Genomic DNA, 19,333 nt, shown 5'->3' on the forward strand with positions numbered 1-19,333 from the left:
CGGCTCAGGCCACGCCGTAGCTGCCGAGGACCCGTAGGGTGATGCAGGCCGCCTGTGCGGCCTCCACCGCTTCACGCACCCGCGGGTCCTCCAGCGCGCCGTCCACGTCCAGGCACCACACGTACTCCCACGCGCGGCGCTGGGGCCGGGACTCCAGGCGGGACACTTCCAGTCCCCGTCCGGAGAAGGCCCCCAGCACGCGGTACAGCGCGCCGGGCTCGTTCTGGACGGTGAAGGCCAGCGCCGTCTTGCGCCGCTTCCACGCGCGCGGCGGCGCGACGCCCACCGTGACGAAGCGCGTGTGGTTGTCGGGCGAGTCCTCCACGCCTTCTTCCAGCACCGTCAGTCCGTACAGCTCCGCGGAGACGCGGCTGGCGATGGCGGCCGTGCGCGGCGGGGCCTGCTCGGCGACCTTGCGCGCGGCGACGGCGGTGTTGGCCTCCGCCACGGGCTGGATGCCGCGCCGTCGCAGGTAGCCCGCGCACTGCGCCAGTGCCTGGGGATGTGACAGGGCCCGCTCGACGTCCTCCAGCACGAGGCCCGGCGGCGCGACGAGGCAGTGGTGGATGCGCAGCGACAGCTCGCTGGAGATCTGCAGGTCATGCTCCAGCAGCAGGTCCACGTTCTCCACCACGGGCCCGCCCAGCGAACTCTCCACGGGGAGCACGCCTGCCTCCACGCGGCCCTCCGCCACCGCCTCGAAGACGGCGCGGAAGGTGGGGCAGGGGATGGCCTCCACGTCCGGTCCGTAGAGCGCGCGCAGCGCCTCTTCTCCATACGCGCCGTGCTCTCCCTGGAAGCCGACGCGGCGCCTGGACTGCTCAGCCATGGCTCCCCTCGGCGCGGCCATACGTCCCCAGCACGCGCAGGAAGGAGGTCAGCGGTCGGATGTCCTCCAGCGCGGCCGTCAGCGGCGCGGAGGCCGCGTGCCCCTCCACGTCCACGTAGAAGCGGTACTGCCACGGGCTGCCCGGAATGGGACGCGACTCCAGCTTGCTCAGATTGACGCCGCGCAGGGTGAGCCGCTGGAGCATCTCCCCCAGCGTGCCCGGCTTGTGCTCCAGCACCATCAGCAGCGACGTCTTACACGGCACGCCCGGGGCCAGCGGCGTGGCCTCGCGGCCCACCTCCACGAAGCGCGTGTAGTCGAACTCCGGCTGCAGCTCCCGCGCGAGCACCTCCAGGCCGAAGCGCTGCGCGGCCGTCTCGCTGGCGATGGCGGCGACGGTGGCGTCGTTGCGCTCACGCACCTTCTGCGCCGCGCCCCCTGTGTCCGCGTCCGGCACCGCGCGCGCCCACGGCAGCTTCTCACGCAGGAACGCCTCGCACTGGGCCAGGGCCTGCGGATGGGAAATCACCTCGCGCAGACCCTCCAGCTTCGCGCCCGGCAGGCCCAGCAGCCTGTGGTCCACCTGGCTCACCAGCTCCGCGGTGATGACCACGCCGCCCTCGGCGAGCAGGTCATACGTCTCGTTCATGCTGCCGGCGGTGGTGTTTTCAATCGGCAGCAGCGCCAGGTCCATCTCCCCGCGACGCAGCGCCTCCACCAAATCTCGCGAGTGGTCGAACCCGGTGAGCAGCACGCCCCCGGCGCGGCCCGTATAGCGGCGACGCGCGGCCAGGTGACTGTACGAGCCTTCGACGCCCGGATACCCCACGCGCAGCGGGGTGGTGTCCAGCCGCGTGACGAGCGCCTGCTGGCGCGCGACGGACATGTCGATGACCAGCCGCCAGAAGCGCTCCACCTCGTGCGGGTCCAGGCCGTGCTCGGCGGCGCGGGTGCGGATGCGGCGCAGCAGGAGGTCCTCGCGACGCTGGTCCCTGAACGGCGCGGCCGTGGCCAGCTTGGAGCGGGCCACGTCATCGGCCAGGTCCATGCGGCGGCGGAGCGCGTCGAGGATCTCCTCGTCGATGTTCTCGATGGCGGTCCGCAGCGCGTCCAGGTCCAGCGGCGACGTCATCGCGCGGACTCCGCCAGGTTCCGGGACATGAGGTGGTGCGGTCCGATGCCCGGCAGCTCGAACGCGTCTCCATGCTGCACGAAGCCCAGCGAGCGATAGAAGCCCGAGGCCGTCGACCGCGCGTTGCACCACAGCTGCGTGCCCTTCTGTGTCACGGCGTGCTCCATGCAGGCCTTCAGCAGGGCCGCGCCCAGGCCCTGTCCCTGTCGTCCCTGCTCCACGGCCATGCCCCGCAGGCGCCAGGCGGTGATGGCCTTCAGCGCGTAAGGTGGCGGCTCCCGGTACAGGGAGGCCACTCCGAGCAGGCGGCCTTCCGCATACAGGCCCAGATGGAGGGTGTCCTTGTCGTCATCCCCTGGATAGACGACCGCCTCGGGAGGCTGGTGGGGACGGAGGACGGCGCGGCGCAGCCCGCGCGTCTCGGCGGCTGGAATCCGGCGGATTTCTGATGAGCTCACGATTCGAGTATGCCGGTTTCCGACCTCGTGCGTCCTCATTCCGTGGAAGCCGACGAGGAGGTCGTTTCACCGTGAAGGGTACCGCCATCCTGGAGGAGCCTGGAAGCCCAGCGCGCGCCGTGGCCGCGTTGGATTTCGACGCGCTCCTGGAGGCGGAGCAGGGCGTGTTGCTGCGGCTGGCTCGGCGGTTGGTGTGGGATGGGGAGGAGGCGAGGGACCTGGTGCAGGCCGCCCTGGCTGATGCCTACGAGAAGCGTCATTTGCTGAGGGACGCGAAGGCCGGGCCCGCCTGGCTGCGCCGCATCCTGGTGTCGCGGGCCATGGGCCACTTGCGGCGGCGGCGCGTGTGGAACGTGCTGCGTGAAGCCCTGGACTGGGGGACGCCGCTGGACCTCTCTCCGGAGGAGCGTTTCGTCGGCGCCGAGCGGTGGCGGGCGTTGGGCCGCGCGGTGCGAGCGCTCCCCGCGCAGCAGTCCACGGCCTTCACCCTGCGCTACCTGGAAGGTTTGGAGCTGGACGCCGTCGCGGAGGCGATGGGCATTGGCCGGGGCACCGTCCGCATCCACTTGTATCGCGCACTCAAGAAGCTCAAGGCCGAACAGGCCCTGGAAGGAGACACGCCATGAGATGCCACGACGTGGCCACCGCCCTCCTGGAGTCCTCGCCACCGTGGCCTCCGGAAGCGCGGGTCCACCTGGAGGGCTGTGAGGACTGTCGCACGCTGGCCGCCGTGCATGCCTCGGCGTCCGGGCTGCGCCTGCCCCAGCCGCCGCCCCTGGCCCCCGTGCCTCGCGAGGCCGTGCTGCGGGAAGTGCGTCGCCGCAAGGTGCGCCGTCGCGCCGTCGCGGGGGTCGTCGCCTCCTTCTGTGTCGGTCTGGTGACGTGGCTGTCGGGCCCCGGGGCTCCGCCCTCACCAGGGGCCCCCGCGCTCCACGAGGCGCGGGTGGAAATGCCCGACGAGTCTGGCACCGCGCCGCATCCCGAGCTGGGCCTGCGTCGCGCCGAGGGGGCCGACGACGTCGACCTGGACTCCGTGGCCCGGGCCGTTCGCGCCGAGCGCGGCTCGCTGTCGTGGCTCGTCACGGAGGTGCGCGGCTACTCGCGCCGAGACGTGGTGTTCCGCGACGACACCTACAAACCTTTTGGGACGATGGCCGCGTGGCTGCGTCCCCCTGATTCCCGCGCGCTGGAAAACCCGCCGTTCCGAACGGCGGTCCTCCCACTCAATCCACAGGAGTCGTTGCCATGAAGAAGACACCCGTTGCCACGCTGCTCACGGCCGCGCTGGCCCCGCTGCTGCTGTCGCCCATGTCCGCCCTGGCCCAGCCGGAGGATGACTTCGTCCTCCACCGCCAGGGGCCCGCGGGCACCATGATTCACCACGTGGGGCCCGGCGGAGGCGCGCTTCCTCCGGGACAGTTCCCCGCCGCCGCTCATGGCATTCCCCCGCACCTGGTGGAGAAGCTGGGCGTGCCGCGCGAGGTGGCCAAACAGGTGCAGGAGCTGACGTTCGATGCCAACGAGGCCATCATCCCGCTGGAGGCGGACCTGAAGCGGACGCAGCTCCAACTGGAGCGCCTGTTGAGCGCGGACTCCACCGACGAGAACGCCGTGCTCAAGCAGGTGGACGAGGTGGGCCGCGCGGAGACGGCGGTGCGCCGCAACCGCCTGGGGTTGATGGTCCGCATCAAGAGGCTCCTCGGCCCCGAGCTGTGGCGCAAGCTGGAGGCGGAGCTGGGCACGGTGCGCATCCAGAAGCGCATCGAGATTCGCAAGGGTCCTCCGGGTGACGGTGAGGCCGGAAGTCCCCCGCCGCCGCGCAAGCCGTAGCGTTCCGGACAGACGCGGGCCCATTCGACCTGCCCCTCCAAGGTGTCGCGGATGGGCCCGCGTATCCTGGGCGTCATGGCCAACCTTCCGGACCATGAGCGTCAGCTGGAGGAGGATGCCGCCCAGCTCCAGCGCCTGGGGTATGCGCAGCAGCTCTTGCGCGGCATGGGCGGCTTCTCCAATTTCGCCGTCTCCTTCTCCATCATCTCCATCCTCACCGGAGCGGTGACGCTCTACGGCCACGGGCTGCGCTTCGGCGGGCCCTTCGTCATGGGCGTGGGCTGGCCCCTGGTCGCGGTGATGACGCTGGCGGTGGCGGCGAGCCTCGCGCAGCTCGCGTCGTCCTTCCCCACCGCGGGCGCGCTCTACCACTGGGCCGCGATGCTGGGCGGCCCCCGGGTGGGCTTCTTCACCGCGTGGCTCAACACACTGGGCCAGTTCGCAATCACCGCGGGCATCGACTACGGCCTGGCCGAGTTCCTCGCGGACATGCTCGGCTGGCCTCGCGAGCGCGCCTCGGTGCTGCCCCTCTACGCGGCCATCCTCCTGTCCCACGCGGTGTTGAACCACGTGGGCGTGCGCGTCGTCGCGTGGCTCAATGACTTCTCCGCCTGGTACCACGTCGCGGGCGTCGCGGTGCTCATCGGCGCGCTCGCGGTGTTCGCTCCGAAGCAGGACGCGGCCTTCCTGCTCACGCGCTTCAGCTCGGAGACGCCGTGGTACGCCTACGGCTTCCTCATCGGCCTCTTGCAGGCGCAGTGGACCTTCACCGGCTACGACGCCAGCGCGCACATCTCCGAGGAGACGCGAGACCCCACGCGCAACGCCCCCTGGGGCATCTTCCTGTCCGTGGCCGTCAGCGCCGTGGCGGGCTACCTGCTCCTGGGCGCGGTGACGCTGGCCATCCAGGACCTGCCGACGACGGCCGCCGCGGCCAACCCGTTCCTGTACGTGCTGACGCAGGCGCTGGGCCCGTCGCTTGGGGGCGCGTTGGTGTGGGTGGCCATTGGCGCCATGTGGTTCTGTGGACTGTCCTCGGTGACGTCCAACTCGCGCATGCTGTTCGCCTTCGCGCGCGACAACGGGCTTCCCGCGTCGAAGTGGCTGGCCCAGGTGTCGCCGCGCTTCCGGAGTCCCGCCGTGGCGGTCTGGGTGTCCGTGGCGGGCTCGGGACTGGTCGCGCTGTGGGCGGAGGCGTACGCGGCCATGGTGGCGCTGAGCACGCTGGCGCTCTACGCGTCCTACGCCTTGCCCGTCTGGGTGGGCTTGCGCGCCCGCCGCGCCGGCACGTGGTCCCACCGGGGGCCTTGGGACCTGGGTCGCGCGTCGCCGTGGGTCAACGGCGTGGCGCTGACGTGGAGCGCGGTGGTGATGGTGCTGTTCGTGCTGCCGCCCAACCAGCTCGCCGGCTACACGTTCGCCGGCGCGCTCGTGTTGCTGGGGCTCTACTGGGGCTTCTTCCAGCGCCACACCTTCACGGGGCCCCAGGTGACGCTGCTGAGGCCTCCCGCGTCCGGGCCTACTTCGGCAGCGCCGTCTTCCCCATCTTCAGGATGAGCTTGAAGTGCTCGGCGGTGACGGAGGCCACGCTGAGCCGGCTGCGGGTGATGAGCGGGAAGTCCTTCAACGTGGCGGTGGCCTTGACGGTGGCCAGGTCCACGGCCTGCTTGAAGGGGAGGAGGGCCGCCACCTTCACGGAGGCCCAGTCCTCGTCGGGCGCCGTGGAGTCGGGACCCGCGGAGGTGAGCACCTTCGCGATGCCGACCACGGCCTTGCCTTCATTGGAGTGGTAGTAGAGGCAGAGGTCGCCGGGCTTCATCGCCCGCAGGTTGTTGCGCGCCTCGAAGCTGCGGATGCCCGTCCACTCCGTCTGCTTGTCCTTCTCGAGCTGCGCGTACGCGTAGACCGACGGCTCGCTCTTGATGAGCCAGTACTGGGGGTTCGCCATGGCGGCGCACCATAGAGCAGCACGGCCGCTAGTGCAGCCAACGCGACGGTGCGCCGGGACTCCCGGGCGATGTGCTCGAGTCGTCCACGCTCCCCGTCGTCACACGCACCTCCAGCAGGGTGCGCTCGACGGACCGGAGCCCCGAGGCCAGGGCGAGCGCCACGCCCTTCGGGTCGTGGAACGTGGACCCACCCCCGGTGTTTCCCCCGGTCAGCGCGGACTCGAGCAGGGCGACCTCCTGCTCCCACAAGTCCGTGAGCAGCGGGTCCAGGCGGGGCAGGACGTCGAGCAGGGCCTCCGAGGACACGTGCAGCTCCTGGAGGATGCGCTCGACCTGCTCCTGTCGGGTCTCCACGAAGGCCGCCACCTTGGTCTCCGGGGTGGGCGCTCGCGCGACTGCCTGCTCTATCCGCGCGAAGGCATCACACCAGACCTGCCTCACCACCACCGCGAACAAGGCCTCCTTGCTCTCGAAGTGGCCGTGGACGCGCCCCGGCTCCAGGCCCGCGCGCCGGGCGATGTCCTCCAGCGAGGAGGCGGAGAAGCCGAGCCGGGCGAAGCTCTCCGTGGCGGCGGCGAGGATGGCGGTGCGGTGCTCGGTGCTCATGGTCTTGTTCGGGGTCTCGAGGGTGAGGACTGCAAACGGCTGTGCGTCGCGGGTGACTTCGATGCCACCCCCAGGGCCGACCTACTTCGAGCCGCTGCTCATGAGCGTGAGGAGGCGGTCCGCGAGCCTGAAGGTGATTTCCTGCTCCAGCGGGTCCATGGTTCCGATGAAGAAGCCCAGGCCCGTCTCGATGCGGTTCGCGATTTCGGCGTAGAGCGCTCGGCCCGCCGCCGTGAGCGTGTTGACCACGGTGCGCCGGTCGTCGGGATGCCGGGTTCGTGCGACCAGGCCCCGGTGCTCCAGCCGGTCCACCACGCCGGTGATGCTCTTGTCATTGATGTCCGCGAGCCGCGAAAGCTCACCGGTGTGCAGGGGCCCGTCGTAGCCCAGCCAGAGAATCACGTGGAACTGGGGCGAGCTGAGGTCCTCTTCCTGGCAGAGCTGGCTGATGGGGTCCCGGAGGACGGCCCGTGCCCGGTTGAAGCTCATCAGCTTTTGCAGAAGGCTCGCCCCCAGCTCGCGCTGCGCGGGGGTGCACTTGAGCGGGGAGGGTGTCGCCTTCTTCGCGCCCTTCTTCGTCCGGACCATGCCCGGCGAGAAATACACCACATCACGGATACTCCGCAATGTGGGCTGACCACGCCGTGACGGACGGGGCGACCGGGAGCGCCGAACACCGGGCTGGCGAGGGGCCCCCCCAGCCGTTACCAACCGCCGCCTATTTCGAGAGGGAACGAATGGACCTGGATCTGAAGAACAAGGTTGCGCTGGTGAGCGGCTCCACGGCGGGCATTGGCCTGTCCATCGTGGAGGCCCTGGCCCGGGAGGGCGCGGAGGTCATCGTCAATGGACGCACGAAGGAGCGCGTGGACGCGGCCATCGCGGAGGTCCGCCGCAAGCAGCCGGACGCGAAGCTGCGCGGAGTTCCGGGAGACCTGGGCACGAGCGAGGGCGCGGCGCTGATGGTCAAGGCCGTTCCCCATGTGGACATCCTGGTCAACAACCTGGGCGTGTTCGAACCCAAGCCCTTCGAGGCCATCTCCGACGAGGACTGGCTGAACATCTTCGACGTGAACGTGATGAGCGGCGTGCGGCTCAGCCGGTACTACCTCAAGGGCATGCGCGAGAAGAACTGGGGCCGCATCGTCTTCATCTCCAGCGAGTCCGGCGTGCAGATTCCCGTGGAGATGATTCACTACGGCGTCACGAAGACGGCGCAGATTGCCCTGGCGCGCGGAATCGCGGAGGGCCTGTCCGGGACGAACATCACCTCGAACTCCATCCTCCCCGGGCCCACTCGCTCCGAAGGCGTGGAGGAGTTCCTCAAGAGCTTGTCGAAGCAGCAGGGCGTGGACGTGGCCACGGTGGAGCGCGAGTTCTTCAAGAGCGCGCGGCCGTCGTCGCTGCTCCAGCGCTTCGCGCGCACGGACGAGGTCGCCTCGCTGGTGGCCTTCGTGTGCAGCCCTCAGGCGTCGGGCATCAACGGCTCGGCGCTGCGCGTGGATGGCGGAGTGGTGCGCGCCATTCCTTGAGTGCGACCCCTGACGGGGTTGACGTCTGAAAAACAAAAGGCCCGATGTCCTCGCGGGCATCGGGCCTTGTACTGATATCTCGTGTCGAGGCGTCAGGCCTGGTTCGCCATGCCTCGCGTCGTGTCCTCGGCCGTCTTGCCGCTCAACAGCGCGCTGCTCGCGTAGAGGGCCAGCCCCATCACCCCGAGCGCCGCCGCTTCCGTCTGGGCCGCGAAGGCGACGCCCATCCACGTCATCACTCCGGTTCCCATCGCGAACGCCGCCGCCACCGCCCCCGCTGCCTTCCTCATCCGCTCGCTCCCTGTCTGCCGGGCCCAGGGGCCCGTTGTGGAACCAAAACTCCTCTCCCTCAACAGACTTCAATTCGCGTGCCGCGCACACACGGTGCGGAATGAGAAGCCACGTGCCCCGCAGTGGGAAAATGTCTTCCATCAACAGGAGGAAGACTGTCGAAAACACCGGGCCATCCCCCCGTCCGATGCCAGTAATTCTTCCCGGACCGCGGGAGGTCGAATCGCTGGGCATTTCGTAACCCACGACGATCCATGGGTTTTCCCTCCCAGGGCTGCATGGCACACCCGCTGCTATGGCAACCGCGCCGGGTAGGACGGGACGAGTTCCGCGGGTGCGGGACTCCAAGAGACATCCGCAGCGACGAGGGAGAGGACGATGGGCAAGACGAGCGCGGGGTTCTGGACGGTGTTGGGGGTGATGCTCCTGGGCGGGTGTGCGCACCAGCCTGCGGTGAAGGTGGACAACTCCGAGCAGCCTTACCGTATTGGACGGGAGGATGTGCTGGACGTCGCGGTGTGGCGCGACGCGGAGCTGTCTCGCACGCTGCCGGTTCGCCCCGACGGCTACATCTCCATGCCGATGGTGGGCGAGGTGCTGGCCGCGGGCAAGACGCCGACGGAGCTGGCCGAGGCGTTGAAGAGCAGCTTCCAGCCGTATGTGCAGGAGCCGCGCGTGACTGTGATTGTCCGCGAGGTCAACAGCAGCCGCGTGTTCGTCACCGGCGAAGTCACGCATCCGGGCGCCTATCCGCTGCGCGGCCGCGTGTCGCTCATCCAGGCCATCGCCCTGGCGGGCGGCTTCACCGACTTCGCCAACTCGGATGGCATCGTCGTCATCCGCAGCGACGGCAACGGCGGGCAGATTCCGGTGCGCTACAGCGACCTCATCTCTCCCGACGGGAGCCAGGACGTCATGCTTCGGCCCGGTGACACCATCGTCGTGCCGTGAAGCGTCGTCGGAAGTCGAGTGAGGGGTCCATGGACGGTGGGTGGCGTAGGCGAGGGAGGACGACGGTGAAGGGCGACTGGAAGAAGTGGCTGCTGACGGGCCTCATGCTCACCGCGCCGGCCGTACCGGCGGCGACCGTGTGGGAGCCTCGGCTGAGAATCGCCGCCGAGGAACGCTACGACGACGACCTGCGCCTGGGCGCGGGCGCCACGGGCGGCCAGCTGATGACGAAGCTGTCGCCGCGCCTGGGGGTCGAGGGCAGGGACGAACGGCTGAACCTCAACGGCTACTACGGCGCGGACGTGCTGATGCGGCACGGCTCCGGCAAGGTGACGTTGGACCACCGCGGGGCACTGGAGCTGCGGCACCTGTTGTCGCGGCGGCTCCGGGTGGACACGAACGTGCGCGTCTTCCGCGTCACGGACCCCACCTCGCTGCCTCGCGATGGTCTGGCCCGCTCGACGTCACCCACGTTCTTCACGCAGGCCCGGTTGGGACTCACCGCGCGCGCGTCGGAGCGGGTGGACGTGCGCGTGGGTTACGGAATCGAAGTGGTGCGCATCCTCGAGAGCGGCCAGGAGCCGGGCTATGCCCACACGCCGTCCCTGGAGGTGATGTACCGCACCACGCGCCGGCTGACCCTGGGCGTGGAGTACCGCTACCAGGGCTTCTATTACGACAACTCCCTGTCCCAGGCGCATGGCGTGGCGGGCACGTTGCGCTATCGCCTGACGCGGCCCACCACGCTCATCGTTCGCGGTGGACCGGTGCGCTACCTGGCGCCGGACGGGCAGGAGGGCGGGTGGGTTCCTCGCGTGAATGTGGAGCTGGCGCGCGAGGGTGAGCTGTTCGACCTGGGCTTCGCCGTGGGGCACGACCTGGTCGGCGCCAGCGGTTTCGCCACCGCGCTGTGGGCGGACTACGCGTCGCTGATGCTGGCGCGGCGGTTCGACCACCAGTTCTCGGCGTTTGGAGCGGCCAGCTTCTTCCGCAACGGGCGAGCGCCCTCGCGGGACTGGACGACGTTTGGCAGCACCCCCCTGGTTTCCCAGGGGTACGCGGTAGGTGCAGGGGTGGAGTACCGCTTCAGCCGCCAGGTGGCGGCTCAGGGAGCGGTGGACCGGATTGCCCAGGTGGGCGTGGCGGAGTCGGCGGGCGCTGCGGGAGATCTGACGCGCAACGTTTTCGCTGTCCGTCTCATCGTGACGGCGTGGTGACAACACGTGAGTGGGTTGGTGGAGGAGCGGATCATGGAGCGTGGGATGACGGCGGACCAGCTGTTGGCCTCTCTCTGGCGCCGCAAGGCGTTGGTGGGAGCCATCACAGCAGCGGTATTCGCGGTGGGAGCGGCCATCGTGATGACGCGGCCGAGCATGTACGAAGCGTCGGCGGTGGTCCGCGTGGAGCCGCAGCGGCCAGGGGAGGAAATGGTGCAGCGCACGGTGAGCGAGCTCATCGAGCAAAGGCTGCTCACGGTGCGCCAGGAGCTCATGGCACGCCCCGTGCTCCAGAAGGCCATCGAGGAAATGAACCTCTATCCGGACATCGTGTCCGAGAAGGGCATGGAGACGGCGGTTGCGCAGATGCGCAAGGACCTGCAGGTGCGCGTGGAGGGTGAGACGGCGTTCGAAATCACCTACACCAACCGCGACCCGCAGGTGGCCGCGCAGGTGGCCAACCGGCTGCCGACCATCTTCTCCGAGGAGACGCTGAAGCTGCGCCAGGCGCAGGCGGCGCGTGCCACGGACCTCTTTACCGAGGAAATGGGCAGCATGGGCAAGGCGGTCTCCAACTGGGAGCGAAAGATTTCCCAGTTCAAGGTGGACCACCTGGGCGAGCTGCCCGAGCAGATGGAGATGAACATGCGAGGGCTCGAGCGCGTGTCGCACGAGCTGCAGACGAAGTCGGAGGAGCTGCGCGTGGCGGAAGCGCGCCGCTCGGACCTGGCGCGGGCTCGCAACGCGGTGGACAGCGAGGCCGGTCGCCTGGAGTCCGCGGAGAGCGGGCTGACGCGGGCCCTGGTGAATGCACGGACGACGTGGACGGAGGACCACCCGGAGATCAAGCGCATGCAGACCGAGCTGGACGGGATGACGACGCGCCGCAAGGAGGCCGAAGGCCGCTTGTGGGCGGAGCGTGCCGAGCGCGGCCGGGTGGCATCGCTCATCGAGGTCATCCAGAAGGACATCGTCGACCTGCAGGGGAAGGCGGAGGCGTACCAGGCCCGGCTGAACAACACGCCGAAGTGGGCGCACGAGCTGGGGGTGATGAACCGCGACTACGAAATCGCGCGCACCAAGTACCAGAGCGTGGTGAGCCGCAAGGTGGAGGCGGAGATTGCCCAGGAGCTGGAGGCCAAGAGCTCCAAGAGCCTGTTCAACGTCATCTCCCCCGCGGGTGTGCCGGTGACGGCGGCGAGGCCGGACCGGATGACGGGGCTGGTGATTGCCCTGCTGGTGGCGCTGGGCCTGGGCATCCTCACGGGCGCGGTGCTGGAGATGCGTGACGACAGCCTGCGCGATGGCTCGGAAGTGCGCCAGCGCCTGACGCTGCCGGTGTTGGCGGTGGTGCCGGACATGCAGGGCAAGACGGAGCGGCGCGTGCTGATGCCGTCCCAGGGCGGACGCAACAACGTGTCCTCCCCCACCTCTTTGAACTGACACCCAAAGGAAAGGACGGAAACCGAACATGGACCAGACGATGGAGCGGGCGGGCAACTTCCTCCCGCGGGTGGATGAGAACTCGACGAACCCGAACGCGGTGGACCGGCGGGTGGTGACGCTGACCGCGCCGGCCTCGGCGGCGGCGGAGCAGTACCGCAGCCTGTATTACCGGCTGGAGCGGATGCGGGAGCTGCGCCCCATGAAGGTGGTGGCGCTGACCTCCGCGATGCCCGGCGAGGGCAAGACGGTGACGAGCGTCAACCTGGCGATGGCGGCGGCCCGGGCGAATCCGGACCGGCGCATCCTGCTGGTGGACGCGGACCTGCGGCGCGGCGGTGTGGCGGCCACGCTGGGGGTGCGCAACAAGACGGGCCTGGCGGAGCTGTTGTCCGGCGAGGTGGAGGTGCGGGACGTGGTGCGTCGCTTCGCGGCCACGCGCCTGGCCCTCATCCCCGCCGGCACCGCGCCGGAGGAGCCCTCGCAGGTGCTGGCCAGCCCTCGGATGAAGCAGTTCCTCAAGGCGGTGCGTGAGGGCTTCGACGAGGTGTACATCGACCTGCCGCCGACGCTGCCGTTCGCGGACGCGGCCATCCTGGGGCACCAGGTGGACGGGGTGCTGATGGTCATCCGCGCCAACGTGACGCCGGGCAAGACGGTGCACCAGGCGGTGGAGCAGCTGGCCGGCGCGCCCGTGTTGGGGTGCGTGCTCAACGGCGCGGAGGTGCATGCGACGCCGTACCTGAAGAACTACGAGAAGCAGAAGTAGAGGGCGGTAGCCTCCGCCCCGCGTCCCGGTGACGGGAGTGGGGCGGAGGTGACGAGTCGAGGGGGCGGGTCGTGAGTCGGGCGGGTTGGTTGGAGGGGCACGTGCTCCGGGTTTTTCACCACTATTTTTCTGCCAAGAAGCTGACGTTCTTCCTCGCCGAGAGCTCGGCGATCGCACTGGCCTGCGTGATGGGCGCGGCGGCCTGTGCGGCACTCTTCGCGCCTGCTGGGACACGGCCGCCGCTCACGGCGCTGTGGCCCACGCTGCTGGGCCTGGGCGCGGCCTTCGTGGTCACGTTCCAGTTCACGCTGTACCTGTTGGATTTGTATGACTTGCGCGTCGCCGCGGAGGACCGGGCGCGGGGCTACCGCTTCCTGAAGGCCGCGGGTGTCACGGCGATGGTGACCGGTGGGGTGATGCTGGTGGCCCCGCTGGTGCTGCCCGTCGCGCTGCCTCCTGGCGCGCTGCTCGGTGGAGCCATGGGGGCGCTCGCGGGCACGCTGGTCGTCCGGGTGTCCATTCGCGCGCTGGTGGGGGCGCCGCACGCGGTGCTCATCGTCGGTGATGGCCTCAAGGCCCGCGCGGTGGCGACCGCCATCGAAGCGGGCGGCGAGGGCAGCTACCGCGTCGTCGCGCTGGTGGACCCACGCACCACGGAGGAACCCCTGGAGCAGATGGCGGCCCGCATGGGCGCGGCATATGTCGTGCAGGCTGCTGACGACATGCGCGGGGCCAACTGGGTGGACTCACTGCTGAGCTGTCGGCTGCAAGGCCGCCGCGTTTATGACGCGACGGGCTTCTGCGAGCGGGTGCTGCGGCGGATTCCGGTGCAGTTCCTCCGGGCGAGCGACTTCGCCTTCGCGGACGAGCTGACGGTGTCTCCGTTGCGGCGGGCGCTGAAGCGGGCCTTCGACCTGGCGGTGGCGTCGCTGCTCCTGGCGTTGTCGGCACCCTTCCTGCTTCTGGTGGCGGTGGCCATCAAGCTGGATTCGAAGGGGCCTGTCTTCTACCGACAGGAGCGCACGGGGCTGGGAGGCGTGACGTACTACCTGTGGAAGTTCCGCAGCATGCGGACGGACGCGGAGAAGAACGGCGCGGTGTGGGCTCGTGCGAACGATGACCGTGTCACCCGGGTGGGCAAGTTCATCCGGCGCACGCGAATCGACGAGATTCCCCAGGTGTTCAACGTGTTGATGGGGGAGATGAGCTTCGTGGGTCCGCGTCCGGAGCGGCCCGTGTTTGTCGAGCAACTCAAGCAGCAGATTCCCTTCTACGGACTGCGTGAGGCAGTGAAGCCGGGCCTGACGGGCTGGGCCCAGATTCGCTACCCCTACGGAGCCTCCGTGGAGGATGCGCGCAACAAGCTGGAGTTCGACCTGTACTACGTGAAGAACGGCTCGCTGTTCCTGGACGTGGGCATCATTTTCCACACCGTGAGGCATGTTTTGCTCGGGCGTGGAGCTCGGTAGGCACACCTCTCGTCGGCCTTCCCTCGAGGGAGGGAAGGTCGGGCGGGGACTCGCCAGGGGTGGCGGGTTTGGGCGTCGTGGATGGGGGTTGGGTCATGGTGGGGATGGACATGGATTCGCAGCTCCCGGAGTCGTGGGAGGAGGCCCGTGCTCGCAGGGAGCGTGAGCGTGAACGGGAGACGGACCGCAACGAGCTGATGCAGCCGCACTTGCAGCGGCCCACTCGCATCGTCGCCATTGGCGGCGGCACGGGGCTTCCCATGGTGCTGCGCGGCCTGGCGAAGCGCTCGGCGCCCAAGCCGGGCGACCCGGGCGTGGACATCACCGCCGTGGTGGCGATGAGCGACGACGGGGGCAGCTCTGGCCGCCTGCGCAGGCTGCACGGCGCGCTGCCTCCGGGTGACATCCGAAATTGCCTGGTGGCGCTGGCCGGAGGGCGCAGCGCGCTGAAGGAAGTGTTCCAGTTCCGCTTCGGTGGGGCGCGCGGACTGGCCGGTCACGCGGTGGGCAACCTGCTCATCGCCGCGCTGGCGGAGCTCAAGGGCGACTTCATGGAGGCGGTGCGCATGTCCGGCGAGCTGCTGGGCGCGCGCGGCACGGTGCTGCCGTCCACGCTGGCCTCCGTGCAGCTGGTGGCGCAGATGCATGACGACACGGAGGTCGTCGGCGAGCGCAACATCTGCCGGGCGCAGGGGCGGGTGCGCAAGGTGACGCTCAGCCCGCGCTCGCCGCCTCCGGTGGAGGGCCTGCTGGAGGCCATCTACACCGCGGACCTGGTGGCGATTGGCCCGGGCTCGCTGTACTCGAGCCTCTTGCCCAATCTGCTGGTGGACGGCGTGGCCCAGGCGCTGAAAGAGACGCGCGCGCTCAAGGTCATGGTCGCCAACCTGATGACGCAGCCGGGGGAGACGGACGGCATGTCGTGCCTGGACCACGTGCAGGCGGTGCGAGAGCACGTGGGCCCCGTGCTGGACGCGGTGCTGGTGAACGGCACGCTGCCGGCGCCGGACGCCATGCGGCGGTACGGGCGGCGGGGCTCGTTCCCCGTCGACGTGGACACTCGCGAGCTCATCGCCGCGGGGGTGGTGCCGGTGCGGGCCGACCTCCTCAAGGATGGGTCGAGGATCCGACACGACAGCCGCAAGGTCGCCGCCTGCTTGTTGAAGATGGCGCGCAGCGGCTTGTAGCCACGCCTTCCCATCACCACCTTGGGCGCCCGAACATGGAAGCAACCCTGAGCAACCCCGGGCCGCGCGTCGTCGAAGTCGACGACCGTGCGGCCTTCATGGCCCTGGAGTCGGAGTGGAACGCGCTGGTGGAGGCGACGTCCGGCGAGGTGTTCTACCGGCACGAGTTCCTGCGCATCTGGCTGGACAACTTCGCCCCCGGCGCGCGCCTGCGCGTGCTGACGCTGCGGGACGCGGACGGCCAGCTGAGCGCGGCGCTGCCGCTGTGGGAGGAGCGCACCACGCTGTACGGCGTGCCGGTGCGTCAGCTCTCCGGCGCGGCCAATGCGCACTCGTGTCGCTTTGACCTGCTGGCCCGCGAGCCGGAGGTCGCCGCGGCCCTGTTCCTCTCGCACCTGCGACGGCGGGGCGGGTGGGACGTGCTGCGTTTGACGGACGTGCCGGATGGGGGCTCGGCGTGGCGACTGCACGCGGCGGCCCGCAGCGCGGACATGCCCGTGGGCGCGTGGGAGTCGCTTCAGTCTCCGTACATTCCGCTGCCCGCGACGCGGGAGAAGTACCAGGCGTCACTCCAGGCGAAGTTCAAGGCGAACTGCCGGCGTCGGCGTCGCAAGCTGGAGGAGAAGGGCCGCGTCACCTTCGAGCGGGTGGAGGGCGGGCTCGATTTGGAGCGCACGCTGGAGGACGGCTTCCTGCTGGAGCAGAGCGGCTGGAAGGGCGAGCGCGGCACGGCCATGGCGCAGGACGCGGCGACGCGCGGCTTCTACACGGAGCTGGGGCGCGATGCGGCCTACCGCAAGAAGCTGGCGCTGTACATCCTGCGGCTGGATGGCCGGCCGGTGGCCTTCCACTACGGCCTGGAAGACGGCGGGCGCTACTTCCTCTTGAAGCCTGGCTACGACGAGGCGCTGCGCGAGTGCAGCCCGGGCCAGCTCCTGATGGAGGAAGTGGTGGGGGCCTGCATCGACCGGGGCCTGCGCGAGTTCGATTTCCTGGGGCCGGACATGGTGTGGAAGCGCGACTGGACCGACCAGGTCCGGCGCCACACGTGGCTCTACATCTTCAACGACTCCGCCTTCGGCCGGGCGCTGTGCGCGGCCAAGTTCCGGTGGAGCCCGGCGGTGAAAGAGGTGGTGGCGAAATGGAAGCGATGACTCCCCCGGGCAAGATGTTCGTGCCGTCCCTGCCCACGCTGTGGCCTGGCATGTTGCTGTCCAAGCCCCGGCCCGGAGCACTGCCGCCGTTCTCGTCTCCCAACGTCCGCTACTTCTACTTCGCCCGCAACGCCGTGTGGCTCACGGTGAAGATGCTGGGGTTGGACAAGGGCGAAGTCCTGATGCCGTCGTACCACCATGGCGTGGAGGTGGAGGCGCTGGTGGACGCGGGCGCCACGCCGCGGTTCTACCGGGTGGGCAGCCGGTGGGACGTGGACCTGGAGGACGTGGCGCGGCGCATCGGTCCGAAGACGAAGGCGCTGTACCTGACGCACTACGCGGGCTTCCCGGGCCCGGTGGAAGAGATGCGCAAGCTGGCGGACCAGCACGGGCTGGTGCTGATTGAGGACTGCGCGCTGTCGCTCCTGTCGTCGGATGGCTCGGTGCCGCTCGGGACGACGGGAGACGTGGGCATCTACTGTCTCTACAAGACGCTGCCCGTGCCGAACGGTGGCGCGCTGGTGGTGAACGGGCCGCGCTCCTACAGCCTGCCGGAGCCTCCGTCGCCGCCGTCCGCGTCGACCTTCAGTCACACGGTGTCCGCGCTGCTGCAGAACCTGGAGCTGCGCGGCGGAGTGGCGGGGCGCACGCTGCGGGGCTTCGTCCGCACGCTGGGGCACGGCACGGTGAAGGCGGCGAGCATCGAGCGCGTGGCCACGGGCACGCAGCACTTCGACCGCAAGCACGTGGACCTGGGCATGAGTCCGCTGACGAAGCGGATCGCCCTGGCGCAGGATTTGGAGTCCATCGTCGAGAAGCGGCGGCGCAACTACTTCTACCTGCTGGGCCGGCTGCGGGACGTGGTGCCTCCGCTGTTCAACCAGCTGCCGCCCGGCGCGTGTCCGCTCTTCTTCCCGATGGTGGTGCAGGAGAAGGCGGAGGTGCTCGCGCGGCTGAGGGCGAAGGGCATCGATGCCATCGACTTCTGGAAGCGCTTCCATCCGGCGTGTGACGCGGGGGCGTTCCCCGAGGTGGCGCAGTTGCGGCGCAGCATCGTGGAGATTCCGTGTCACCAGGACCTGTCGCCGGAGGTGATGGCGGACGTGGCGCTGGTGGTGCGCGACGCGGTGCGAGCGGAGAAGCGGTCGAAGAAGCGCGCGGGATGAGTGGGTCTGCGGGGATGGGAGGGGCGGTTCTCCCCTCCGAGGAGGCGGGACGGTGATTCGCGAGGACGAGCTGAGGCAGGGGCCGCGCGCCGCGCAGCGGCTGGACGTGAGCGCCGTGGGCAGTCTGTCCGCGCTGGCGGGAATGCGCGCGGAGTGGGATTCGCTGCTGGATTCGAGCCACGCGGGGCCCTTCAATTCATGGGAGTGGTTGTATCCGTGGTGCCGGCGCATCGAACCGGGGCGGAGGCCCTTGGTCCTGACGGCGCGCGACGCGGCGGGGACGCTGGTGGGGCTGTTGCCGCTGGGGTTGGAGACGCGTCGGGTGACGGGTGCGCGGGTGCGGCGCCTGGGCTTCCTGGGCGAGACGCACGTGGGCAGTGACTACCTGGACGTCGTGGCCCGGAGGGGCGCGGAGCGCGAGGTTGCGGGGGCCTTCGCGCGGATGCTGGTGGCGCTGCGCGAGGAGTGGGACGTGCTGGATTTGACGGACCTGCGCGAGGACTCCGTCACGGTGGACGTTCTGCGCGCGGCCTTCTCCGGACAGGACGTGCGGCTGTCGGAGCGGTACGTGTGTCCGTACGACGTGTTGGACCCGCGCGAGCCGTTCGACGCGTTCCTCAAGCGCACGGGTCGGCGTGACAACTACCTGCGGCGGCGCAAATGGCTGGAGAAGCAGGATGGCTACCGCATAGAGCGCACCGAGGCGCCGGGTGAGCTGGCCGGGCCGATGACGGACTTCTTCCGACTGCACTCGGCGCGGTGGGCGGAGGACGGTGGCTCGCAGGGCATCAAGGGCACGGGTGTGGAGTCGTTCCACCGGGACGCGACGCAATTGCTCGCGGAGCGGGGACGGCTGCGGCTGTACACGATGAAGGTGGGCGGCCGGGCCGTGGCTTCGGTGTACGGCATCGTGCACGGGGACCGCTTCGTGTACTTCCAGTCCGGGTATGACCCGGAGTGGCGCAACCGCAGCGTGGGCCTGGTGCTGGTGGGCGAGACGTTCAAGGACGCGATGGAGGCCGGGCTCACCGAGTACGACTTCCTGCGAGGCACCGAGACGTACAAGTCCGACTGGGTGTCGAAGCAGCGGCGCACGGTGTCCGTGCGCGTGCACAGCGGGACGCGCGCGGGGGCCTGGTTCACCCGGGCGGAGGAGCTGGCGCGCAAGGGGCGCAACGCGGCGAAGCAGGTGATGCCGGGCACGTGGGTGGAGAAGGTGCGCCGGTTCCGGCGTCGCCGTGCCGCGGTGGATTGAGGACGTCGCGGTGAGGCCAGGCGACCGGCATCGTGCGTAGGGCGAGGCCGGAGGCGGGCGTCCGATGCGAGCAGAAGAGGGCGGCGGCGTGAATG

21 protein-coding genes are annotated in these 19,333 nt (G+C 69.7%); 14 read left to right on the forward strand and 7 right to left on the reverse strand.

Annotated features, from left to right (window positions below; genetic code table 11):
• Positions 1-4 precede the first annotated feature (4 nt).
• From pheA to HUA76_RS28870, 3 genes are read right to left on the reverse strand one after another with little or no spacing between them, the layout of a single operon-like run.
• Positions 5-829, reverse strand: a complete 825-nt coding sequence (pheA, locus tag HUA76_RS28860) for a prephenate dehydratase (protein ID WP_174458628.1) — start codon at positions 827-829, stop codon at positions 5-7.
• Complete coding sequence (locus HUA76_RS28865; RefSeq protein WP_141645302.1) at positions 822-1,961, reverse strand: bifunctional chorismate mutase/prephenate dehydratase; 1,140 nt, start codon at positions 1,959-1,961, stop codon at positions 822-824. Before HUA76_RS28865 ends, pheA begins: the two co-directional genes overlap by 8 nt.
• The gene (locus HUA76_RS28870; RefSeq protein WP_174462653.1) at positions 1,958-2,419 is read right to left on the reverse strand and encodes a GNAT family N-acetyltransferase; all 462 of its coding nucleotides are present in this window, start codon (positions 2,417-2,419) and stop codon (positions 1,958-1,960) included. The genes HUA76_RS28865 and HUA76_RS28870 overlap by 4 nt, the downstream gene beginning before the upstream one ends.
• Positions 2,420-2,490: 71 nt before the next feature.
• Here HUA76_RS28870 and HUA76_RS28875 point away from each other — a divergent pair, with 71 nt between their 5' ends.
• From HUA76_RS28875 to HUA76_RS28890, 4 genes are read left to right on the forward strand one after another with little or no spacing between them, the layout of a single operon-like run.
• Positions 2,491-3,045, forward strand: coding sequence for an RNA polymerase sigma factor (locus HUA76_RS28875; protein ID WP_141645304.1), 555 nt, complete (start codon positions 2,491-2,493; stop codon positions 3,043-3,045).
• Entirely contained in the window at positions 3,042-3,668 is a 627-nt protein-coding gene (locus tag HUA76_RS28880; RefSeq protein ID WP_174458630.1) for a hypothetical protein, read from the forward strand. Before HUA76_RS28875 ends, HUA76_RS28880 begins: the two co-directional genes overlap by 4 nt.
• Positions 3,665-4,249, forward strand: coding sequence for a periplasmic heavy metal sensor (locus HUA76_RS28885; RefSeq protein ID WP_174462654.1), 585 nt, complete (start codon positions 3,665-3,667; stop codon positions 4,247-4,249). The genes HUA76_RS28880 and HUA76_RS28885 overlap by 4 nt, the downstream gene beginning before the upstream one ends.
• Before the next feature lie 51 nt (positions 4,250-4,300).
• Positions 4,301-5,806: an amino acid permease gene (locus HUA76_RS28890; RefSeq protein ID WP_254614549.1), complete on the forward strand. Its 1,506-nt coding sequence runs from the start codon at positions 4,301-4,303 to the stop codon at positions 5,804-5,806.
• Here the strand turns inward: HUA76_RS28890 and HUA76_RS28895 are convergent.
• The 3 genes from HUA76_RS28895 to HUA76_RS28905 all read right to left on the reverse strand — a co-directional run bounded on the left by HUA76_RS28895 (position 5,769) and on the right by HUA76_RS28905 (position 7,392).
• Positions 5,769-6,197 (reverse strand): EVE domain-containing protein, encoded by a 429-nt coding sequence (locus tag HUA76_RS28895; protein WP_141645307.1) that lies wholly within the window; start codon positions 6,195-6,197, stop codon positions 5,769-5,771. The two genes, HUA76_RS28890 and HUA76_RS28895, sit on opposite strands and share 38 nt — an antisense overlap.
• A 28-nt stretch (positions 6,198-6,225) precedes the next feature.
• The gene (locus tag HUA76_RS28900; RefSeq protein WP_174458631.1) at positions 6,226-6,804 is read right to left on the reverse strand and encodes a TetR/AcrR family transcriptional regulator; all 579 of its coding nucleotides are present in this window, start codon (positions 6,802-6,804) and stop codon (positions 6,226-6,228) included.
• An 81-nt stretch (positions 6,805-6,885) separates the two neighbouring features.
• Positions 6,886-7,392 (reverse strand): MarR family winged helix-turn-helix transcriptional regulator, encoded by a 507-nt coding sequence (locus HUA76_RS28905; RefSeq protein WP_141645309.1) that lies wholly within the window; start codon positions 7,390-7,392, stop codon positions 6,886-6,888.
• Between the two features lie 149 nt (positions 7,393-7,541).
• On the opposite strand from HUA76_RS28905, the gene HUA76_RS28910 reads away from it, so the two are divergent.
• Positions 7,542-8,336 carry an SDR family NAD(P)-dependent oxidoreductase gene (locus HUA76_RS28910; protein WP_174462655.1) on the forward strand — a complete coding sequence of 265 codons (795 nt, stop codon included), beginning with the start codon at positions 7,542-7,544 and terminating at the stop codon, positions 8,334-8,336.
• A gap of 92 nt (positions 8,337-8,428) precedes the next feature.
• Here the strand turns inward: HUA76_RS28910 and HUA76_RS28915 are convergent, their stop codons facing one another.
• Positions 8,429-8,626, reverse strand: a complete 198-nt coding sequence (locus HUA76_RS28915; protein WP_141645311.1) for a hypothetical protein — start codon at positions 8,624-8,626, stop codon at positions 8,429-8,431.
• Positions 8,627-9,005: 379 nt separating this feature from the next.
• On the opposite strand from HUA76_RS28915, the gene HUA76_RS28920 reads away from it, so the two are divergent.
• The 9 genes from HUA76_RS28920 (at position 9,006) to HUA76_RS28960 (ending at position 19,238) form a co-directional block, all read left to right on the forward strand.
• Complete coding sequence (locus HUA76_RS28920) at positions 9,006-9,578, forward strand: polysaccharide biosynthesis/export family protein (protein ID WP_174462656.1); 573 nt, start codon at positions 9,006-9,008, stop codon at positions 9,576-9,578.
• A 65-nt stretch (positions 9,579-9,643) separates the two neighbouring features.
• Complete coding sequence (locus HUA76_RS28925) at positions 9,644-10,795, forward strand: hypothetical protein (protein WP_174458633.1); 1,152 nt, start codon at positions 9,644-9,646, stop codon at positions 10,793-10,795.
• Between the two features lie 33 nt (positions 10,796-10,828).
• Entirely contained in the window at positions 10,829-12,238 is a 1,410-nt protein-coding gene (locus HUA76_RS28930) for a Wzz/FepE/Etk N-terminal domain-containing protein (RefSeq protein ID WP_141645314.1), read from the forward strand.
• A gap of 28 nt (positions 12,239-12,266) precedes the next feature.
• Positions 12,267-13,007, forward strand: a complete 741-nt coding sequence (locus HUA76_RS28935; protein ID WP_141645315.1) for a CpsD/CapB family tyrosine-protein kinase — start codon at positions 12,267-12,269, stop codon at positions 13,005-13,007.
• A 101-nt stretch (positions 13,008-13,108) separates the two neighbouring features.
• Positions 13,109-14,476, forward strand: a complete 1,368-nt coding sequence (gene exoE / locus HUA76_RS28940; protein WP_174458635.1) for a polyisoprenyl-phosphate hexose-1-phosphate transferase ExoE — start codon at positions 13,109-13,111, stop codon at positions 14,474-14,476.
• Between the two features lie 95 nt (positions 14,477-14,571).
• Positions 14,572-15,663, forward strand: a complete 1,092-nt coding sequence (gene yvcK, locus HUA76_RS28945) for a gluconeogenesis factor YvcK family protein (RefSeq protein WP_141648023.1) — start codon at positions 14,572-14,574, stop codon at positions 15,661-15,663.
• 35 nt (positions 15,664-15,698) lie between these two features.
• Positions 15,699-16,817 (forward strand): GNAT family N-acetyltransferase, encoded by a 1,119-nt coding sequence (locus tag HUA76_RS28950; protein WP_174462657.1) that lies wholly within the window; start codon positions 15,699-15,701, stop codon positions 16,815-16,817.
• Positions 16,805-17,983 (forward strand): DegT/DnrJ/EryC1/StrS family aminotransferase, encoded by a 1,179-nt coding sequence (locus HUA76_RS28955; RefSeq protein WP_371745776.1) that lies wholly within the window; start codon positions 16,805-16,807, stop codon positions 17,981-17,983. Before HUA76_RS28950 ends, HUA76_RS28955 begins: the two co-directional genes overlap by 13 nt.
• Positions 17,984-18,035: 52 nt before the next feature.
• Entirely contained in the window at positions 18,036-19,238 is a 1,203-nt protein-coding gene (locus tag HUA76_RS28960) for a GNAT family N-acetyltransferase (protein WP_141648025.1), read from the forward strand.
• Positions 19,239-19,333 lie beyond the last annotated feature (95 nt).

This window comes from Myxococcus sp. CA056 (assembly GCF_013336715.1).
Lineage (GTDB): Bacteria > Myxococcota > Myxococcia > Myxococcales > Myxococcaceae > Myxococcus > Myxococcus llanfairpwllgwyngyllgogerychwyrndrobwllllantysiliogogogochensis.

Excerpts from the sequence above, each read along its gene's own strand:
- pheA (WP_174458628.1), bottom strand. The coding sequence starts at position 829 with ATGGCTGAGCAGTCCAGGCGCCGCGTCGGCTTCCAGGGAGAGCACGGC.
- HUA76_RS28865 (WP_141645302.1), bottom strand. The coding sequence starts at position 1,961 with ATGACGTCGCCGCTGGACCTGGACGCGCTGCGGACCGCCATCGAGAAC.
- HUA76_RS28880 (WP_174458630.1), top strand. The coding sequence starts at position 3,042 with ATGAGATGCCACGACGTGGCCACCGCCCTCCTGGAGTCCTCGCCACCG.
- HUA76_RS28885 (WP_174462654.1), top strand. The coding sequence starts at position 3,665 with ATGAAGAAGACACCCGTTGCCACGCTGCTCACGGCCGCGCTGGCCCCG.
- HUA76_RS28890 (WP_254614549.1), top strand. The coding sequence starts at position 4,301 with ATGGGCCCGCGTATCCTGGGCGTCATGGCCAACCTTCCGGACCATGAG.
- HUA76_RS28895 (WP_141645307.1), bottom strand. The coding sequence starts at position 6,197 with ATGGCGAACCCCCAGTACTGGCTCATCAAGAGCGAGCCGTCGGTCTAC.
- HUA76_RS28900 (WP_174458631.1), bottom strand. The coding sequence starts at position 6,804 with ATGAGCACCGAGCACCGCACCGCCATCCTCGCCGCCGCCACGGAGAGC.
- HUA76_RS28905 (WP_141645309.1), bottom strand. The coding sequence starts at position 7,392 with ATGGTCCGGACGAAGAAGGGCGCGAAGAAGGCGACACCCTCCCCGCTC.
- HUA76_RS28910 (WP_174462655.1), top strand. The coding sequence starts at position 7,542 with ATGGACCTGGATCTGAAGAACAAGGTTGCGCTGGTGAGCGGCTCCACG.
- HUA76_RS28915 (WP_141645311.1), bottom strand. The coding sequence starts at position 8,626 with ATGAGGAAGGCAGCGGGGGCGGTGGCGGCGGCGTTCGCGATGGGAACC.
- HUA76_RS28920 (WP_174462656.1), top strand. The coding sequence starts at position 9,006 with ATGGGCAAGACGAGCGCGGGGTTCTGGACGGTGTTGGGGGTGATGCTC.
- HUA76_RS28930 (WP_141645314.1), top strand. The coding sequence starts at position 10,829 with ATGGAGCGTGGGATGACGGCGGACCAGCTGTTGGCCTCTCTCTGGCGC.
- HUA76_RS28935 (WP_141645315.1), top strand. The coding sequence starts at position 12,267 with ATGGACCAGACGATGGAGCGGGCGGGCAACTTCCTCCCGCGGGTGGAT.
- yvcK (WP_141648023.1), top strand. The coding sequence starts at position 14,572 with ATGGTGGGGATGGACATGGATTCGCAGCTCCCGGAGTCGTGGGAGGAG.
- HUA76_RS28950 (WP_174462657.1), top strand. The coding sequence starts at position 15,699 with ATGGAAGCAACCCTGAGCAACCCCGGGCCGCGCGTCGTCGAAGTCGAC.
- HUA76_RS28955 (WP_371745776.1), top strand. The coding sequence starts at position 16,805 with ATGGAAGCGATGACTCCCCCGGGCAAGATGTTCGTGCCGTCCCTGCCC.